A 17456-nucleotide genomic window follows, 5' to 3' on the forward strand; every position below is an offset into this window, starting at 1 on the left:
TCAGCCAGGGTCAGCCGGGTCGGCCGTGCCAGTCCAGGCAGACGACGGCCGCGTCGGCCGTCAGCTCGCTGCTGCCGTGGTGCTCGATCAACCCGGCGACGACCGCGCGGGCGGCCTCGTGCGCCTCGGCGGAACGGGTCGCGCTCAGGACCTGGCGCAGCACCCGCTCACCGAACACATCGCCCGCGGCGGAGCGGGTGGCGTGCACACCGGTGCTGACCACGATGAGACGGTCACCGGGCTCGACCGGGAACGTCTGCTCCTGGTAGACGCTCTCCTCGAACATCCCCAGCGGGAGCTGTGCCTCCAGTTCGACCCGCTCGGTGTGCCCGCCACGCTGGCGGAACAGCTGGGGCGATCCCGCGTCCACCGCATGGACCGTGCCGGTGGCCAGGTCGAACTCCAGCAGCAGGGTGGAGGCGTACTTCTTCCCGCCGTACTGGGCGTACACGGCTTGGTCGGCCAGGCTCGCCTGGTCGGCGAGCGGCACGCCGGCGCGGCGGGCGTTGCGCAGCGCGGCGACCGTGAGACTGGTCAGCAGCGACGCCTCGATGCCGTGCCCCGTGCCGTCCGTCACCGTGAGGACCAGGTGGTCGGCGCCCGCGGACCAGTCGAAGTTGTCGCCGCCGATGGCGTACGCGGGTTCCAGATGGCCGCTCAGGGTGAACTCCTCGCGGGCACAGCCGCGCCCCGGCAGCAGCTGCCACTGCATCTCGGCCGCCAGGGTGAGGCGCCGGGTGCGGCGGGCCAGGAGGAAGAGGTCGGTGTCACGCCCGGCGGTGGCGACCTCGTGGCCGAGCCCCGTCGCGAAGTCGGCGAGCTGGAGCACGATGTCGGGGGTGGCGGCTTCCGCCGGCAGCAGGACGGTCAGGACGCCGACGCGGTCTCCTCGCACGGTGACCGGCAGATGCACCAGATGACCGGCGGGCACGTCGACGACTTCGATCACCGGGCTCTGTTCGCGGAAGGCCCTGCCCTGCGGGCCGTCGTGAGCGGACACCGGCGCCCCGGTGTCCGGCGGGTGGGTCACCGGCTGAAGCACCGAGAGGCCGTAGTCGGCGAGGAACAAAGTCACCTCGCGGGCCCCTACCCGCTCGGCGAGGATCCGGCGAGCGGTGGCGACGAGCCGGTGCGGAGCAGCCGCACGCAGCAGGGCCTCCACGGAGGGAAGGGGTTCAGAGGCATTCACGGCATCCGCCCTCTCGCCTGGTGGCCTTCACGCTACCCGAGGGCTCGCTCCGCGGCAGGCCCATGGGCGAAGGGCCGGTGGCGCACATGTCCGCGCATCACCCCCCGGCCGGTGGGACGGTGTGGCACAGCAGCAGGCAGATGTCGTCGTCACGTTCGGAGTCGTACAGGAGAGGCTTGAGCAGGGCGTCCGCCGCGGCCTGCGGGTCCTGCTGCACTTCTGGACCGCTCAGGGCGCCCAGGGCCTGGCCGAGGCGGGCTATGCCCGCGTCGATGCCGAGCGCCCGCCGCTCGACCAGGCCGTCGGTGTACAGCACGAGCGAGGACCCGACGGGCAGGTCGGCACGGTGGTCGGTGTACACGAAGGGCATGGGGATGCCCAGCATCACGCCGGGCCGGGTCTCCAGAACCCGCACCGACCCGTCCGCGCCGCGCACCACCGCCGGGGGGTGGCCGGCCGAGGCCCAGACGACTTCCGGATCGCCCGGCCGGAACCGGGCGATCATCGCGGTGGCGTACAGCTCCGGTTGCAGGTGACCCAGCATGCGGTGCAGGCGCGTGAGGATCTCCGCGGGGCTGTCGGTCTCCACCGCGTAGGCGCGCAGCGCGGTGCGCAGCTGGCCCATGACGACGGCGGCGTGCAGTCCGTGCCCGGTGACGTCGCCTATGACGGCCAGCAGGCTGCCGTCGGGCTGCAGGAAGGCGTCGTACCAGTCCCCGCCGATGTTCAGGCCCCGGGTGGCGGGCAGGTAGCGCGCGGCCAGCAGCAGACCGGGCACCGTGGGCAGTTGGGTGAGCTGGGCGCGCTGGAGAGCCTCCGCCGTGTCGCGGTACTGCTCGTAGCGGCGGGCGTTGTCCAGGGCGACGCCCACGCGGCGGGCGAGCTCGACCAGCATCACGCTGGTGTCCGCGTCGAACCGGGCGGCGGGGGCGGTGAGGGTGAGGACGCCCAGCAGGCGCCGGCCCATGAGCGGGATGGCCAGCAGCGGCCGGTCCGGGGACAGCGCCGACGGCGGGAGGTCGTCCACGCCGGGCAGCGCGCCGGGATGGGCGGCGGCGTGCTGCGGCCGGCCGGTGCGGGCCGCGGTCACCGCGGCCGCCGCGTGGTGCGGTACCGGCTGTGGACGCTCGTCGTCGGTGTGCTCCTGCTCGTCGTCGAAGAGCCAGACGTCGACGTGTTGCGCGTAGTCCGGGACGAGCAGGTCGGCGAGGCTGCGCAGGATGGCGTCCGGATTGAGGGACGCCGTGATGGCGGCGCTGGCGTCCGTGAGGAAGGTCAGCAGGCGCCGGGCCCGCTCGGCTTCGGCGCGGGCGGTCCGCTCGGCTTCGAGGAGCTCGCGCTGGACCCGGGAAGCGGCTTCCAGGTCGGCGTGCAGGGCCAGGACGCCCTGGTTGGTCTGGTGCAGCTCCTCGCGGTGCAGGTGCAGCAGGCGCTCCTGTTCGTCGAGGAGGTGCAGGACGGCCGTGGTGTGCTCGTCGGAGTGCAGCAGGGCCGCCGTGAGCGGTGCGCCCGCGTCGAGGGCGGGCTCGGCCGGCCGGGGCAGCGGGCAGGACAGTGCGGGCTCGTCCGCGGAGTGCGGTGCCATCGAGCCGACCGGCCGCACGGTGACCTCGAGCCGAACGGCCGCTTCCTCGGCGACCTGCCGGACACGGGGCAGGAGCTCCCAGTCGCCGTGCCGTTCGAGGCAGCGGCGCAGCAGCGCCGTGAGCGAGGTGAGGAAGCGGGCCCGGTCCAGCGGCGGCACTTCGGCGGCGGTGACGACGCGGTCGAGGGCCGCCCGGACCTCGGCCGCGTCGGCGACCGAGGTGATCTTCCAGACGTCTGGGTTGGCAGTCATGGACGTCCGTCCGGGTCGGGCGCGAGTACGGCCACCGTGGTGTCGTCGCGCAGCGGTCGCGCGGCACTGCTGCCGTCACGCAGGACGACGGCGGCCGTCACGGCGGGGTCGTGGCTGAGCAGGCTCATATCCTGCGGCGGGGTCCACCGGCTGGGAAGCCCGTCGCTGTGCAGGATGAGCAGGCTGTCGGGGCGCCAGGCGGATGCGTGGCGCGGGATCGTCGCGGGGAAATGGGCGCCGACGATGCCGGGGTGCGAGACGAGGGGCCGCCACTCGCCGTCGGCGCGGAGCCGGGCGCCGATGTTGCCCACACCGGCGAACGACAGCTGCTGTGCCTCCTCGTCGAGCTGAGCGATGCCGACGGCCGCGCCACGGGTGTGGCGCAGCGCGGAGTGCAGGTGCCGCAGGATGTCGGCGGACGGCAGGCCGGCTCGCCGGTGCAGTTCCGTCACGGCGGCGGTGGACGCCTCGGCGGCCTTGGCTCCGTGGCCAAGCCCGTCCGCGAGCATCAACGTGATCCGGGAACCGGAGCGCGCCCAGGCGAAGGCGTCTCCCGAGTACTCGTCATGGGCGAGCGGGGCGTTGATGCCGCCCGCCCGGATACCGGTGCCCGTGGGGGCCGGTCGCCGGCGGGACGGCACCCGCGCCGCGGCGGGGCCGATCCGCGCCACGGCGATGGTGCCCTGCCCCTGGCGGCTGTGCAGGTCGAAGTCGTCGGCCAGGCGGCGGCAGGTGCCCAGGCCCGCGCCCAGGGAGGAGGCGAGGGTGGTGTAGCCGTCGCGCAGGGCCGCCGGGACGTCGGCGATGCCCGGCCCGTGGTCGAGCGAGGTGATCTGCACATGGTCCGCGGGATCGGCGAGAGTGGCGGCCGGCCCGGTCAGGTTGATCACGATGCGGCCGCCGCTGGCGTGCTTGACGAGGTTGGTCGCGAGTTCCGTGGCCACCAGCGCCGCGGCGGCCGTGGAGCGGGCGTCCAGTCCGGCCGCGGCGCAGGCGCTCTCGGCCGCGACGCGGACGTCGCGGACCCGGGTGGTTTCGGGGACGGGGACGTCCCAGACCCTGCTCACCGCGCCCCCGGGCGGGGCGCCGGGAAGCCGGAGACCCATTCGGTGATGGTGACGGTGGTACCCAGGCCCGGACGGGTGTCCAGGGCGAACTCCTGGACGAGCCGCTTGGCACCGCTGAGACCCATGCCCAGCCCTCCGCCGGTGGTGTAGCCGTCGGTCAGGGCCAGATCGACGTCACGGATGCCGGGGCCGTTGTCGACGAAGGACAGCCGCAGTCCGCGGCGCGCCCCTTCCGCCAGTGTCGTGATCTCCACATGCCCTCCGCCGCCGTGGACGAGGGTGTTGCGGGCCAGCTCGCTGGCCGCCGTCACCAGCTTCGTCTGCTGGACGAGGCCGAAGCCGAGGTCCGCGGCACACTGCCGCACATGCTGGCGCAGCCACGCGAGGTCGGCGTCCGAGCCGATGGGCAGTCGCGTCGACGGGGTGAGGGGAGCATGCATCACGCACCCCCTTCCGCGGTAGCGGGCCGGACCACGGAGGGAGCGCGGCCCAACAGGGCCAGGGCCCTGTCGACGTCCAGTGCGGTGGCCAGGCCGGGCAGGGTGAGGCCCAGTTCCACCAGCGTGATGGCCACGGCCGGGCGCATGCCGGCCAGGACCGTCCGGGTGGCCAACAGGCGGGCGCTCGCGGCGATCTCGGCCAGGATACGGCCGAGGAAGGAGTCGACGATCTCCACACCCGAGAGGTCGATCACGACGCCGCCGACGGGCATCGGACTGTTCGCGATGCGCTGGGTGATGTCGTACTGGAGTTGTTCGGCCGCTCCGTCGTGCAGGTCTCCCCGCAGGGTGACCAGGAGGATGTCTCCCAACGCCAGGACCGGCACGGGCTCCGGGTGGATGGCGGGGAAATCGGTCACCGCGAATCCGCTCCGGCGGCCGGGCGGGCGGAGACGGCGATGCCCTGCTGGGTGAGCGCGTAGGCGAGGGCGTCGGCGAGGCCGGCCCGGGTGAGGATCGAACCGAGATCGATGCCCAGGTGGACGATGGTCTGCGCGATCGCGGGACGGATACCGGAGACGATGCACTCCGCGCCCATCAGCCGGGCCGCGGCGACCGTCTTCATCAGGTGCTGGGCGACGAGCGAGTCGACGGTCGGCACACCGGTGATGTCGAGGATGGCGTACCGGGCCCGCCGCTCCACGATCGCCTCGAGCAGGCTCTCCATGACGACCTGGCTGCGGGAGCTGTCCAGGGTCCCGATCAGGGGTACGGCGACGATGCCTTCCCACAGTTCGATGACCGGGGTGGCCACCTCCAGCAGCTGCTGGCGCTGCCTGGCGATCAGTTCCTCGCCGGCGTTGATCGTCGTCTCCATGACCACCAGACGGAGCGTGCCCATCAGGACCGTCAGTTCCAGCAGGCAGTCATGCATGCGCTCGTCGGCGGGGTCGTCGAACTCGGCCCGCAGCAGAGCAGCGACGGGGGCGCGCAGTCCGGCCACTTCGCGGGCGATCTGTGAGGGGGTGTACCCGGCCTGGGTACGGGCACTGGTCATGCGGCCCAGCTGGTCCCTGACGGTGTCGAAGCCGGGGGCCTCGATGTCCTCCAGCCGGCCCGAGCGGGCCACGTCGGCCAGAGCCTCCGCCACCGCCCGGCCCGCCTCGACCGCCTCGTCCCGGGAGACGGTGAAGACGTTGCTGAACAAGGCAGCGTCCGCCCAGCGATGGGCAATCTGCTCACGGCGTCGCTTGAGGAACTCACTGAGCTGCTCTGCCACTTCGGGGGCCGTGTCGTGCTGCACCACGTAGATCTTCTTCCTGTCGAGCGCCCCTGCGGCCGACCGGACGGCAAGCCACCAGAGAATTATTGCCGTATGGCAAACGTTAGCGCGGGGGCGCGGGGGTCAACAACACACGATCGTCACAAGGGCACTCCGGCGTCTCCTCCCCCGGTCGGCCGTCCGCGCCAGTCCAGGCAGACGACGAGCGCGTCGTCGTCCGCCGCGGCCTCGCCGCGGTGGCCGGTCAGCTCCCGCAGGATCGCGCGCGGCACCTCGGCGGCGGGCAGCAGCCGGGTGGAGTGGATGGCGCGGGCCAGGGCCGCCTCGCCGTACGCCTCCCCCTTGGGCGAGGCCACGGCGTGGACACCGTCGCTGACGAAGACCAGCCGGTCACCGGGTTCGACGTGGAAGTCCTGTGCCACGTAGTCGGTCTCCTCGAACATGCCCAGGGGCAGCTGGGCATCGAAGGCGATGCGCTCCACGGTACCGCCGCGCAGCCGCAGCAGTTGCGGGGAGCCCGCGTCCACGACGACGGCCCGTCCGGTGGCCAGGTCGAAGTCGAACATGAGCACGGACAGATAGCAGCGCCCCCGGTAATGGGCGTACACCGCCTGGTCCGCCAGGGCGGCCTGGTCGGCGATGGGGATGCCGGCCCGCCGGGCGTTGCGCAGCGCGTTGATGGCCAGGTTGGTCAGCAGAGCCGCCTCTATGCCCTCGCCCATGCCGTTGGTGACGTACAGCGTCAGCCGGTCGGCCGTGGCGGCCCAGTCGAAGTTGTCACCGAAGATGTCGTAGGCAGGCTCCAGCTGGGCGCCCAGGGCGAATTCCGGGCGGGTGCAGGCACAGCCCGGCAGCAGCTGCCACTGCATCTCGGCGGCCAGCGTGAGCCGGTCCTTGCGCCGGGCCTGCAAGTACAGGTCGGTGTCCCGTTCGGCCACGACCACCTCGCGCCCCAGCACGTCGGCGATCTCCAGCAGTTCGGGCTCGCACTGCCGCGAGGCCTCGCCCCCGTCGAGGGTCACCGACAGCACACCGACCCGGTCGCCCCGCACGCTGACCGGCAGATGCAGCCGCGTCCGCCCCTCCCGCAGCTCCTCGCGGTACGGCCGCTGCGAACCGAAGGCCCGGCCGGCCGGGCTGTTGTACATCGACACCGGTTCCAGGACGTGCGGCAGGACCGACACCGGCTGGAGCACGGTCAGTCCGTAGTCGGCCATGAACAGCTCGACATCCTCCGCGCCGTACTGTTCGAGCAGTGCGGCGCGGAGAGCGTCGAGCAACGCATGAGGTTCCGCCGTGCGCAGTGCGCGCTCAGCGGCCACAAATCTGTTCACGATGGAAAACACACCTATCTGTTGCCGGAGGCCGCGGGCCCCACAGGACAGCGCACTCGCTCGTCCCGGCCTCGACCGTCGCCCAATGCCTCAATGGCCCGTCCGCGCACCTAGTACGCTGACGGACATCCCAGTGCCTGCGAAAGTGTGACTGTGACTGCCTTCCGCCCCCGCCAGGAACCCGACGAGGTCGCTCGTATGACCTCCACGGCCGGCGAACTGCTGGAAGTGCTGTGGGGCCGCGCATCGACCGCCCCCGCTTCCGCGTCCCAACTGCGCGTGCTGTTCGTCCTGGAACACAACGACGGCATCAACCTGCGCACCCTCACCGACCACCTTGCCTCCACACCGCCCTCGACCAGTCGCCTGTGCGACCGGCTGCAGGCCGCGGGCTTCGTGGAGCGCGTGGTGAGCCCGGCCAACCGGCGGGAGGTGCGGCTGCACCTCAGCAGCCGGGGGCGCGCCTTCCTCGTCGACCTGCGCGCACGCCGGGAGCAGGCACTGCGGGCGGTCCTCGACCAGATGCCCGCCGCCAAACGGACCGCACTGATGGAAGGGCTGGACGCGTTCTGCGAAGCCGCGGCCCTGCAGATGCACGACGACGCCGAGTCGTCCGACAGCCGGACCGCCTGAGCGATCCGCCGTGGCACCGGACCTCGCGTCGCACACGGGTCCCGAGGATCAGTGCACGGAGCTTCCCCCGCCCACCGGAACATTCAAGATCCTTCCCCATGCGCGTCCGACACCGCTACTTTGTTGCCTGCCGACTATAGTTGTCAAATGGCAAGTGTCGGTGGGCGGTCTGCCTTGATCGGAGTTCTGTCCTGCCATACGGAACCGAGTACCCCGGCAGTCGCTGGATAGGGCTGTGGCGAAGGTCTCGTGAAGACCGTGCACACCCGCTGCACATCGCCCGGACCGCCCCTCACCCGCCACAATGTGCGCCCCTCGCGGCGGTGGGCACCCAGCCCGGTCCGTCCGACGGACGACGACGAGGGGCATGAAGAGCCAGAAGCCGGGTAAGCGGGCCCCGACAAGACGTCCTGCCCCACCAGGGGCAGGTTGTGGGACCAGGGGAAGGCTGACAACTGTGACGACACGCGTACACGTGACGACGGAAGCTGCCACAGAGCTGCCGCACATCACCGAACCGCGAAAGGTCGCCCCCCAGGACGCCCGGGAGCTGACCAAGCTCTTCCTGGACCAACTGGCCACGCTGGAAGAGGGAACCCCCGAGCACCAGTACGCCCGCAACACCCTCATCGAGATGAACATGTCGCTGGTGCGCTTCGCGGCCAAGCGCTTCCGCAGCAGCGGCCAGGACATGGAAGACGTCATACAGGTCGGCACCATCGGACTGATCAAGGCCATCGACCGGTTCGAAGTCTCGCGCGACGTGCAGTTCACCAGTTTCTCGGTCCCCTACATCGTCGGGGAGATCAAGCGGTTCTTCCGGGACACCTCCTGGTCGGTGCACGTGCCCCGCCGCCTCCAGGAGGCCCGCACCGAACTCGCCAAGGCCGTCGACGAACTCGGATCGCGTCTCGGCCGCGCCCCCAAGGTCTCCGAGCTCGCCGAGCTGATGTGCCTGACGGAGGACGAGGTCATCGAGGCCCAGATCGCAGCCAACGGCTACACGTCCGCGTCCCTCGACGCAGCCGTGGGCAACGACGCCGACGAAGAGAACGCGACGCTCGCCCACTTCATCGGCCAGGAGGAGCCCGACTTCGCCCTCGTCGAGGACTTCCACGCCCTCGCGCCCCTCATCAGCGACCTCAGCGAACGGGACCGCCGCATCCTCCATCTGCGCTTCGTCGAGGAACTCACCCAGGCGCAGATCGGTGAGCGCCTGAACATCTCCCAGATGCACGTCTCCCGCCTGATCTCACGCATCCTGACCCGCCTGCGCGCCCAGCTGCTCCACACCGACTGACACCCCGGCGGGACAACCCGGCCCGCGGGGCGGCATCCGGGCGGCGACCCGACGGACGTCCTCCGGATTCGTTCCTGGCACACTGTCGCCTCGACACATCGGCAGGACCACGGAACGGGTGGGCAGGGGTGCGCTCGCGCAACAGGCACGAACGACCGGACGTCGCCGTCGTCGAGGCGGCGCGGACCGGTGACGCGCAGGCCGCGGAACAGCTGGTACGGGACTGCCTGCCGTTGGTCTACAACATCGTCGGGCGGGCACTGGACGGGCACGGCGATGTCGACGACGTGGTCCAGGAGACGATGGTGCGGGTCCTGGACGGGCTGCCCGGACTGGAGCGACCGGACCGGTTCCGGTCCTGGCTCGTCGCCATCACCGTGCGACAGATCCGTGACCGGTGGCGCAGGGGGCGCACCTCGCTCCCCGCGGACCCCCTGGAGGAGAACACCCAGGAAGCCGACCCGCGGGCCGACTTCGCCGACCTGACGATCCTTCGGCTCGCACTGTCGGGCCAGCGGCGTGAGGCGGTGGAGGCGGCCCGCTGGCTGGAGGACGAGGAACGCGAGGTACTCGCCCTGTGGTGGATGGAGAGCGCCGGTGAACTGACCCGCGGCGAGCTCTCGACGGCCTGCGGCCTCACCCCGCAGCACGCGGCGGTCCGGGTCCAACGGGTCAAAGAGCGGCTGGAGACGGCGCGCACCGTCGTACGGGCCGTGACGGCCTCGCCGCGCTGTCCGGACCTGGCCACCGTGCTCGCCTCGTGGGACGGACGCCCGTCCGGACTGTGGCGCAAGCGACTGGCACGCCATGTCCGCGACTGTCCGCAGTGCCTGTCGAACTCGTCCGACCTGATACCGGCCGAGAGACTGCTGGCCGACCTCGCGCTGGTACCGGTGCCGATCGGCCTGACCGGCCTGGTACTTGCCAGGGCACTGGGAGAGGGCTCGGCCGGAGCGAGCGCGAGCACTCAAACCGTGAGCACGCATACGACGAGTGGTGCGAGCCGCGCGGCGCGGACGCTCGGCAAGCTGGCCGCCAAGCCCACGGCGGCGGCAGCCGCCGGTGCCGTCACCCTGGCGGCCGCCGGTGTGGCCTGGTACGCCGCCACGGGATCGCACGAGCAGGCTCCGCGGCCCGCCGTCGCGGCCCCGCGAGCACACACCGCCTCATCCGCGTCGCCACCCCCGAGACCGTCCGCCTCACCGACGGCGACGGCGACGCCGACGTCGAAAACGACACCCACATCGACGCCGTCGGCATCCCCGGCGACAACGGCCCCGGCACGGATCTCGGGGCCGCACGCCCTGCGCTCGGTCGACAGCCCCGGCACCTACATGAGCCAGTCCGGCTCGCTCGGCGTCCTCGGCCCGGTCAGCGCCAACAGCTCCGCGTCCACCCGGCAGGCGGCCACCTTCACCTTCGTCCCCGGCCTGGCCGACCCCCGCTGCTACTCCCTCAGGGACGCCACCGGCAGATACGTGCGGCATTACGCCTTCCGCATCCGGCTGGACAACGACGACAGATCCGCCCTCTTCCAGAAGGACGCCACCTTCTGCCCCCGTCCCGGCTCCATGGCCGGTTCGGTCGCCCTGGAGTCGTACAACTACCCCGGCCGTTACCTCCGCCACCGGGACAACCTCCAGCTGTGGCTCGACCCTGCGGGGAACACGGCCTCCAACCGAGCCAGCCGCTCCTTCGTCCTCGCGGCGCCCTGGGCCTGACGCGGCCGGCGTCGAGCGGTGCGTGACGGGTGGGTGAGCCGGTCATCCCTCGTCGCGGCAGAGGCAGAAGGGGTGGCCGGCGGGGTCGAGAAGCACTCGGACGTTCTCCTGCGGCTGCACCTCGGCCATCGTGGCGCCCAGGGCGACGGCCTCTGCGACCGCTGAGTCCAGATCGCCGACCTGGAAGTCGAAGTGCATCATGGGACGCTGTTCGCCGTCGATCGGTGGCCAGACCGGAGGCCGGTAGCCTTCGGCCTGCTGGAAGACGAAGAACGGCCCTTGCGGTGAGGCGGCTACGACGGCGGTTCCGGGGGCCTCGTGTCCGATGTGCCAGCCGAGGAGTTGGGCGTAGAACCTCGCCAAGCCGCTGGGGTCCGGCGCCTCGATCGCCGTTCCCCACCACATGCCGTCAGTTCGGGATTTCATCCTGGCAGCCTGCCTCATGGCCCGGCACTTGTCGCGGACGAGGTGCGGAGCCTTGGGCAATCGACTTGGTCGCCGAGTTCGGCTACAACCACGTGTGCCTGTCCGCGGGTCAGGGCTGGTCGTCCGCGAGCGCGATGGCGCGCGTCTCGGGAACTCCCAGCATCAGCAGGCTCGTGATCGTCGCTGCTCGGGGGCCGAGAGTCCCCGTCGACCGATCACTGTCCGCGACGGCGAACACGACCCCGTAGGCGATCTGGCTGAGGATGTCCGCCGGCAAGTGCTGTGCGAACACGGCGGTGTCCTGGCCCCGTCTCACGAGGTCGGCGAGGAGTTCGTCGACTGGTCCGAGCAGGGCGTGGATCGCTTCGCCGTACTCGCCGCGACGCAGCGCCAACAGCACTCGGTACCGGTGCGCGACCGGCCAGACGCGGGCGATGAACGCGACCCATGCCGCGTCCGCTTTCACGCCGGAGGCGTTGACCTCGTCGAGCACGGCTGTCACCTCGGTGACGGCCCGTTCCGTGAGCGTCCGCACCAGGTCGAGGCGCGAGGGGAAATGGTCATAGACCGTGCGGCGGACGACGCCGGCAGCGGAGGCGATCTCGCCCATTCCGGCATCGGGGTTCTCTCCGAGCAGGTCGACGGCGACGTCGAGGATGCGATCGCGCGTCTCCATCATCGAGCGGACGCGGGAGGACTCGGTGGACACGGCAGCAGTATTGCACACGGGTGTACAGTGAAATTCACTGTACACCCGTGTGCAGCGGCGTGCTGCGCTGCGCTTCGAAGCTCAGAAGAAGAGAAGAGAGAAGGCAATGACCTCGCCGACGCCGCTGACCTCGCCCCTCGTCCGCCCGTTCACCGTCTCGATCCCGCAGTCGGAGATCGACGACGCCAAGCAGCGACTGGCCAGGACTCGGTGGCCGGACCCGGAAACGGTGGGCGACTGGTCGCAAGGGGTGCGCCAGGAGAACGCGCGAGCTCTGATCGAGCACTGGGAGCACGGCTACGACTGGCGGCGTCTGCAGTCCGAACTCAACCGCTTCCCCCAGTTCCTGACCGAGATCGACGGACTGGACATCCACTTCATCCACGTCAGGTCCAAGAACCCCCACGCGATGCCGCTGATACTCACGCACGGATGGCCGGGCTCGATCCTCGATTTCCTCAAGCTGATCGGCCCGCTGACCGATCCGGTTTCGTTCGGAGGAGACGCCGCCGACGCATTCGACGTCGTCGTCCCGTCGCTCCCCGGGTTCGGCTTCTCCCAGAAGCCCACGCAGACCGGGTGGACCGTCTCGCGCATCGCGAGCGCATGGGCGGAGCTGATGAGGCGTCTCGGCTACACGAAATGGGCCGCGCAAGGCGGAGATTGGGGCGCCGTCGTCACCACCGCCCTCGCGGCCATGCAACCCGAGGGGCTCGTCGGAGTTCACCTGAACACCCAGTACGCCTTTCCCGCGCAGATGCCCGACACCTTGACCCCCGAACAGCGCGACGCCGTGGACACCCTCGCCCTCTACACCGGCGAGCTCGGCGGGTCGAACCACCTTCAGGGCACGAAGCCGGAGACAGTCGGGTTCGCCCTGGCCGACTCCCCCGTCGGCCAAGCGGCCTGGATCTACGAGAAGTTCCAGTCCAAGACCGACAACCACGGGCTGGCCGAGGACGCCCTCGCCATCGACGACATCCTCGACGCGATATCCCTCTACTGGTTCACCAACAGCGCGGCGTCGTCGGGCCGCATCTACTGGGAGAACAGAACACTCACCTTCGCGGGCCCGAAGGTGGCACTTCCGGTCGCGGTGACCGTCTTCCCCAAGGACATCCCCCGCGTGCCACGCAGTTGGATCGAAGACACCTACACCAATCTGATCCACTACGCCGAGGCCGACAAGGGCGGCCACTTCGCGGCCCTGGAACAGCCCGAGATCCTGGTCAGCGAAATCCGCACCGGCCTGCGCCCCCTTCGTTCCTGACCCCGACGCGGGGGGGGCACAACCGGCAGGAACGCCGTTCGGTCTCCTCACCTGGTGGTGCGGATGCGCCGCGGCCTCGCGCTCACCGACGTCACGCCACGGTGGCGTGTTCGTCGGCGCTCAGGACGCTGCGCAGTCGCTGGTAGCGGTCGAGGTCTTCCCAGGTGTCGTGGTCGGGTCGGCTGGGGTTGCGACGTCCGGCGAACCAGGCCCAGCCGCCCGCGGCGAGACCGGTGACGAGGGGAATGAGCAGCCACAGCAGGGCGCCCATGGCGTGAACCTCCTTCGATGCGTTAGGCCGACGGGCGGGTTCGGCTCAGGCGGTCAGCTGCTTGGGTACGCCGCCGGAGATGGCGATCTTCCGGGGCTTGGCATGCGCGGCCAGTGGGATGCGGAGGGTGAGGACGCCGTTGTCGTAGGCGGCCTCGGCGGCCGCGGTGTCCAGGGCGTTGGACAGGGCCATGCGGCGGGTGAAGCGGCCGACGGGCCGCTCGGTGAGCACGGGACGGGCATCGGCCGGGATCGGGGAGGGCCGCTGGGCGGTCAGAGTCAGCGTCTGATGCTCCGTGGTCAGCTCGATGCTGGAGCGGTCCATACCGGGAAGATCGAACTGCAGGTAGAGCGCTTCGTCGTCGCGCCAGGCATCCGCTGGAATGACGGTGTCCGCCAGGTCAGAGCCGTTCTCCAGCTGCTGCATGAGCCGATCGAGATCGACCAGAGCACCCGTACGCGCAAGCATGTCCAACCTCTCTTCTTGAAACGGGCCGCGGGCACTGCGGCTTGATGATCGAGTACCCGCCTATTCGTATAACCCGGCGAGAGATTCTCTGACAAGTCCCCACTGTATGAAGTTGACAGTAAAGGACTCAACCTCACGCCTGCGGCATGGCTTCCCTGTCGATGGCGGCTCGGCTGGCGCGTCGGTTACAGCGGGTGCACTGCTGCGGCTACGCCCCGCAGCCCGGCTACGGCAAACCACCTCCCCGGCCGCCAATAAGTTGAGCCGACAGTTGTCAACTTTCCGATGCGGTGCTATATCAGAACCAGAGCGGATTGGAACGCAGGAACGACGAGATGGAGGGATGACAACGATGCTGGTGCGTACGGATCCCTTCCGCGAGCTTGACCGGCTCGTCGAGCGGGTCTGGGGCACGTCCGCGCATCCGGCGAGCATGCCGCTGGACGCCTGGCGTGAAGGTGACACGTTCTTCGTGGAGCTGGACCTGCCAGGCGTGGACGCGGAGTCGATCGATCTCGATGTCGAGCGCAACGTCCTGACCGTGAAGGCCGAACGCAAGTCGGCGTACGGCGAGAAGACCGAGACGGTGGTCACCGAGCGGCCCGCGGGGACGTTCAGCCGGCAGCTGTTCCTCGGCGAGACCCTCGACGCCGAGAAGATCGAGGCCACCTACGAGGCCGGTGTACTGAGGCTGCGGATCCCGGTCGCCGACCAGGCCAAGCCCCGCAAGATCGCCATCAGCGGCGCCGGCGATCGCAAGGAGCTGGGCAGCTGATGTGACGGCAACTCCTCTCCACAAGGGCCTCGGGCACCAGCCCGGGGCCCTGACGCCGTTTCGACGCCTTCCCATGGAGGCGAGCGGGGCAGCAAGGAGTTCCGCCGTCTCGCCTCTGGCGCCGGGGGTACATCAGGAGGGGGACTGGCCCTCCGGTGTCCCGCTGTCCACATCAAACACCTTGGTGAAGGTGGCCCCGCACCGGCAGCGGGAGTGCTCGATCAGCTCTCCCTCGGCCGACACGCTCAACCCTTGCCTGAGCCGCACATGCACATGATCACCCATGAGGAGCCAGCCTCCTTGGCCTCGTCCGGTCCGGTCATCGTGCAGCCCGGCCGCGTGGACCGGCAATGCCCCAGCTCACACCTCACACCCGGGCTAGTCTTGACAAGACGTGACTCAAGTTTTATCTCAGAAAGGTAGGCAAGAGGCAGGAAGCCGCAGCTCAGCGCTGGGCGGGGAGGTGGCCGACGTGTGGGCTCCGGAGCCGGGATCTGACCTGTACGCGGTGCTGGGAGTGAAGCCTTCGGCGACGGCCGAGGCGATCACCTCGGCCTTCCGCGCTCGGGTGCGGCAACTGCGCCCCGACACCCGCGTGGATGCGGACACCGCGACTCGGTTCGGTGAAGTGCGGGCGGCATACGAGACGCTGCGCGATCCCGTCCTGCGGGCAGCTTACGACCAGCGCTTCGAGCGCAGGCTGTCGGCGTCCGATCGAGGTGACGCCCGCACAGCACCGACGAGGTCCGCGCGGCCGTACGCCGTGGTGCTCGGGGACGTCCGGCGTGACCCGCCGCTGCGTGCCGGGCCTGTCCGGTGGATTCCGGACCGCTGAGACGAAGAACGAGGTGACGACGAGAAGGGAGCGCACAGATGGCACGGGCGGTCGGTATCGACCTTGGTACGACGAACTCGGTGGTCTCGGTCCTGGAAGGCGGCGAGCCCACCGTCATCACCAACTCCGAAGGAGCGCGGACGACCCCGTCGGTGGTGGCGTTCTCCAAGAGCGGTGAGGTGCTGGTCGGCGAGGTGGCCAAGCGGCAGGCCGTGACGAACGTCGAGCGCACCGCACGCTCCGTCAAACGGCACATGGGCGACCACGGCTGGCGTTTCCCCCAGGACGGAGATGTCGACGGCAAGCAGTACACCGCCCAGGAGATCTCCGCGCGCGTACTGCAGAAGCTGAAGCGGGACGCGGAGTCCTATCTGGGTGAGGACGTCACCGACGCCGTCATCACCGTGCCCGCGTACTTCGACGACACCCAGAGGCAGGCGACCAAGGAGGCCGGGGAGATCGCGGGCCTCAACGTGCTGCGGATCATCAACGAACCGACGGCGGCAGCGCTGGCCTACGGGCTGGACAAGGAGAACGACCAGACCGTCCTCGTCTTCGACCTGGGCGGCGGCACCTTCGACGTGTCTCTCCTGGAAATGGGCGAGGGTGTCATCGAGGTCAAGGCCACCAACGGCGACACGCACCTGGGCGGTGACGACTGGGACCAGCGGGTCGTCGACCACCTGATCACACAGTTCAAGAACCACTACGGCGTGGATCTGTCCCAGGACAAGATTGCCGTGCAGCGTCTCAGGGAGGCGGCGGAGAAGGCGAAGGTCGAGCTGTCGTCGTCCACCGAGACGACCATCAACCTGCCCTACGTCACCGCCTCGGCCGAGGGCCCGCTGCACCTGGACGAGAAGCTGACCCGCGCCCAGTTCCAGCAACTGACGGCCGATCTGCTGGAGCGGTGCGAGGCCCCGTTCCACAACGCGATCAAGGATGCCGGGATCGCAGTCTCCGACATCGACCACGTCGTCCTGGTGGGCGGCTCCACGCGCATGCCTGCCGTGACCGAGCTGGTGAAGAAGCTGACGGGCAAGGACCCGCACAAGGGTGTCAACCCCGACGAGGTCGTCGCCGTCGGCGCCAGCCTGCAGGCCGGTGTCCTCAAGGGCGAGGTCAAGGACGTCCTGCTGCTGGACGTCACCCCGCTGTCGTTGGGCATCGAGACCAAGGGCGGCATCATGACCAAGCTCATCGAGCGCAACACCACCATCCCGACGAAGCGTGCGGAGATCTTCACCACCGCCGAGGACAACCAGCCGTCGGTGACCGTGCAGGTCTACCAGGGCGAACGGGAGATCGCCGCGTACAACAAGAAGCTCGGCATGTTCGACCTGACCGGTCTGCCCCCGGCGCCCCGCGGGGTGCCCCAGATCGAGGTCACCTTCGACATCGACGCCAACGGAATCATGCACGTCTCCGCCAAGGACCTGGGCACCGGCAAGGAGCAGAAGATGACCGTCACCGGCGGCTCGGCCCTGCCCAAGGACGACATCGACCGCATGGTCCGGGAAGCGGAGCAGCACGCCGAGGAGGACCGCAAGCGGCGTGAGGCAGCCGAGACCCGCAACCAGGGTGAACAGCTCGTCTACTCCACCGAGAAGCTCCTGGGGGACAACCCGGACAAGATTCCGGCGGACGCGAGGAGCGAGACCGAGTCGGCACTGGCTGAGCTGAAGGAGAAGCTGAAGGGCGAGGACACCGCCGCGATCCGGCAGGCCGTCGACCGCACAGCCCAGGCGGCGCAGAAGATCGGCACCGCCCTGTATCAGCAGTCCCAGGCCGAGCAGCCGGCTGGTGCCTCAGCGGGCGGTGGTACGAGCGGTGCTTCGCCCGAGGAGGACGTGGTGGATGCCGAGATCGTCGATGACGACAAGCGGGAGGCAGGCTGAC

Annotated in this window: 19 protein-coding genes; 7 read left to right on the forward strand and 12 right to left on the reverse strand. The window is 70.0% G+C overall.

Features of this window, described 5'->3' with window-relative positions; all coding sequences use genetic code 11:
- Positions 1-10: 10 nt before the first annotated feature.
- From ACFUO4_RS01430 to ACFUO4_RS01460, 7 genes are all read right to left on the reverse strand, one after another.
- A complete protein-coding gene (locus tag ACFUO4_RS01430; RefSeq protein ID WP_079309213.1) occupies positions 11-1189 on the reverse strand; it encodes a PP2C family protein-serine/threonine phosphatase in 1179 nt (392 codons plus the stop codon).
- Positions 1190-1286: 97 nt separating this feature from the next.
- On the reverse strand, positions 1287-3026 hold the full coding sequence (locus ACFUO4_RS01435) for a PP2C family protein-serine/threonine phosphatase (protein ID WP_383478567.1): 1740 nt from the start codon (positions 3024-3026) through the stop codon (positions 1287-1289).
- Positions 3023-4093 carry a SpoIIE family protein phosphatase gene (locus ACFUO4_RS01440; RefSeq protein WP_383482212.1) on the reverse strand — a complete coding sequence of 357 codons (1071 nt, stop codon included), beginning with the start codon at positions 4091-4093 and terminating at the stop codon, positions 3023-3025. Before ACFUO4_RS01440 ends, ACFUO4_RS01435 begins: the two co-directional genes overlap by 4 nt.
- A complete protein-coding gene (locus tag ACFUO4_RS01445) occupies positions 4090-4533 on the reverse strand; it encodes an ATP-binding protein (RefSeq protein ID WP_383478570.1) in 444 nt (147 codons plus the stop codon). Before ACFUO4_RS01445 ends, ACFUO4_RS01440 begins: the two co-directional genes overlap by 4 nt.
- Positions 4533-4952 carry an STAS domain-containing protein gene (locus ACFUO4_RS01450; RefSeq protein ID WP_383478573.1) on the reverse strand — a complete coding sequence of 140 codons (420 nt, stop codon included), beginning with the start codon at positions 4950-4952 and terminating at the stop codon, positions 4533-4535. The genes ACFUO4_RS01445 and ACFUO4_RS01450 overlap by 1 nt, the downstream gene beginning before the upstream one ends.
- Positions 4949-5845: an STAS domain-containing protein gene (locus ACFUO4_RS01455; RefSeq protein ID WP_079309210.1), complete on the reverse strand. Its 897-nt coding sequence runs from the start codon at positions 5843-5845 to the stop codon at positions 4949-4951. Before ACFUO4_RS01455 ends, ACFUO4_RS01450 begins: the two co-directional genes overlap by 4 nt.
- Before the next feature lie 110 nt (positions 5846-5955).
- Positions 5956-7149 (reverse strand): PP2C family protein-serine/threonine phosphatase, encoded by a 1194-nt coding sequence (locus ACFUO4_RS01460; RefSeq protein WP_383478576.1) that lies wholly within the window; start codon positions 7147-7149, stop codon positions 5956-5958.
- 198 nt (positions 7150-7347) lie between these two features.
- Here ACFUO4_RS01460 and ACFUO4_RS01465 point away from each other — a divergent pair, with 198 nt between their 5' ends.
- The 3 genes from ACFUO4_RS01465 to ACFUO4_RS01475 all read left to right on the forward strand — a co-directional run bounded on the left by ACFUO4_RS01465 (position 7348) and on the right by ACFUO4_RS01475 (position 10803).
- On the forward strand, positions 7348-7782 hold the full coding sequence (locus ACFUO4_RS01465; RefSeq protein ID WP_079309209.1) for a MarR family winged helix-turn-helix transcriptional regulator: 435 nt from the start codon (positions 7348-7350) through the stop codon (positions 7780-7782).
- A gap of 475 nt (positions 7783-8257) precedes the next feature.
- Positions 8258-9082 (forward strand): RNA polymerase sigma factor SigF, encoded by an 825-nt coding sequence (locus tag ACFUO4_RS01470; protein WP_383478579.1) that lies wholly within the window; start codon positions 8258-8260, stop codon positions 9080-9082.
- Between the two features lie 128 nt (positions 9083-9210).
- Positions 9211-10803 (forward strand): sigma-70 family RNA polymerase sigma factor, encoded by a 1593-nt coding sequence (locus ACFUO4_RS01475; RefSeq protein WP_383478582.1) that lies wholly within the window; start codon positions 9211-9213, stop codon positions 10801-10803.
- A 42-nt stretch (positions 10804-10845) separates the two neighbouring features.
- Here the strand turns inward: ACFUO4_RS01475 and ACFUO4_RS01480 are convergent, their stop codons facing one another.
- Together ACFUO4_RS01480 and ACFUO4_RS01485 are read right to left on the reverse strand one after the other, a co-directional pair.
- A complete protein-coding gene (locus ACFUO4_RS01480; RefSeq protein WP_383478585.1) occupies positions 10846-11229 on the reverse strand; it encodes a VOC family protein in 384 nt (127 codons plus the stop codon).
- Between the two features lie 109 nt (positions 11230-11338).
- The gene (locus ACFUO4_RS01485) at positions 11339-11938 is read right to left on the reverse strand and encodes a TetR/AcrR family transcriptional regulator (RefSeq protein ID WP_383478588.1); all 600 of its coding nucleotides are present in this window, start codon (positions 11936-11938) and stop codon (positions 11339-11341) included.
- A 106-nt stretch (positions 11939-12044) separates the two neighbouring features.
- Here ACFUO4_RS01485 and ACFUO4_RS01490 point away from each other — a divergent pair, with 106 nt between their 5' ends.
- Positions 12045-13208: an epoxide hydrolase family protein gene (locus ACFUO4_RS01490; RefSeq protein WP_383478591.1), complete on the forward strand. Its 1164-nt coding sequence runs from the start codon at positions 12045-12047 to the stop codon at positions 13206-13208.
- 91 nt (positions 13209-13299) lie between these two features.
- Here ACFUO4_RS01490 and ACFUO4_RS01495 read toward each other — a convergent pair whose 3' ends face one another.
- Entirely contained in the window at positions 13300-13479 is a 180-nt protein-coding gene (locus ACFUO4_RS01495) for a hypothetical protein (RefSeq protein ID WP_383478594.1), read from the reverse strand.
- Between the two features lie 45 nt (positions 13480-13524).
- Positions 13525-13947 carry an Hsp20/alpha crystallin family protein gene (locus tag ACFUO4_RS01500; protein WP_383478597.1) on the reverse strand — a complete coding sequence of 141 codons (423 nt, stop codon included), beginning with the start codon at positions 13945-13947 and terminating at the stop codon, positions 13525-13527.
- A gap of 352 nt (positions 13948-14299) precedes the next feature.
- On the opposite strand from ACFUO4_RS01500, the gene ACFUO4_RS01505 reads away from it, so the two are divergent.
- Positions 14300-14722 carry an Hsp20/alpha crystallin family protein gene (locus tag ACFUO4_RS01505; RefSeq protein WP_383478599.1) on the forward strand — a complete coding sequence of 141 codons (423 nt, stop codon included), beginning with the start codon at positions 14300-14302 and terminating at the stop codon, positions 14720-14722.
- 132 nt (positions 14723-14854) lie between these two features.
- On the opposite strand, the gene ACFUO4_RS01510 is transcribed toward ACFUO4_RS01505, so the two are convergent.
- Positions 14855-15007: a hypothetical protein gene (locus ACFUO4_RS01510; RefSeq protein WP_383478602.1), complete on the reverse strand. Its 153-nt coding sequence runs from the start codon at positions 15005-15007 to the stop codon at positions 14855-14857.
- A 187-nt stretch (positions 15008-15194) separates the two neighbouring features.
- Here ACFUO4_RS01510 and ACFUO4_RS01515 point away from each other — a divergent pair, with 187 nt between their 5' ends.
- A complete protein-coding gene (locus ACFUO4_RS01515; protein ID WP_383478606.1) occupies positions 15195-15557 on the forward strand; it encodes a J domain-containing protein in 363 nt (120 codons plus the stop codon).
- A 38-nt stretch (positions 15558-15595) separates the two neighbouring features.
- The gene (dnaK, locus tag ACFUO4_RS01520; protein ID WP_383478609.1) at positions 15596-17455 is read left to right on the forward strand and encodes a molecular chaperone DnaK; all 1860 of its coding nucleotides are present in this window, start codon (positions 15596-15598) and stop codon (positions 17453-17455) included.
- Position 17456 lies beyond the last annotated feature (1 nt).

This window comes from Streptomyces sp. NPDC057280, assembly GCF_042668605.1.
In the GTDB taxonomy this organism is placed as follows: Bacteria; Actinomycetota; Actinomycetes; order Streptomycetales; family Streptomycetaceae; genus Streptomyces.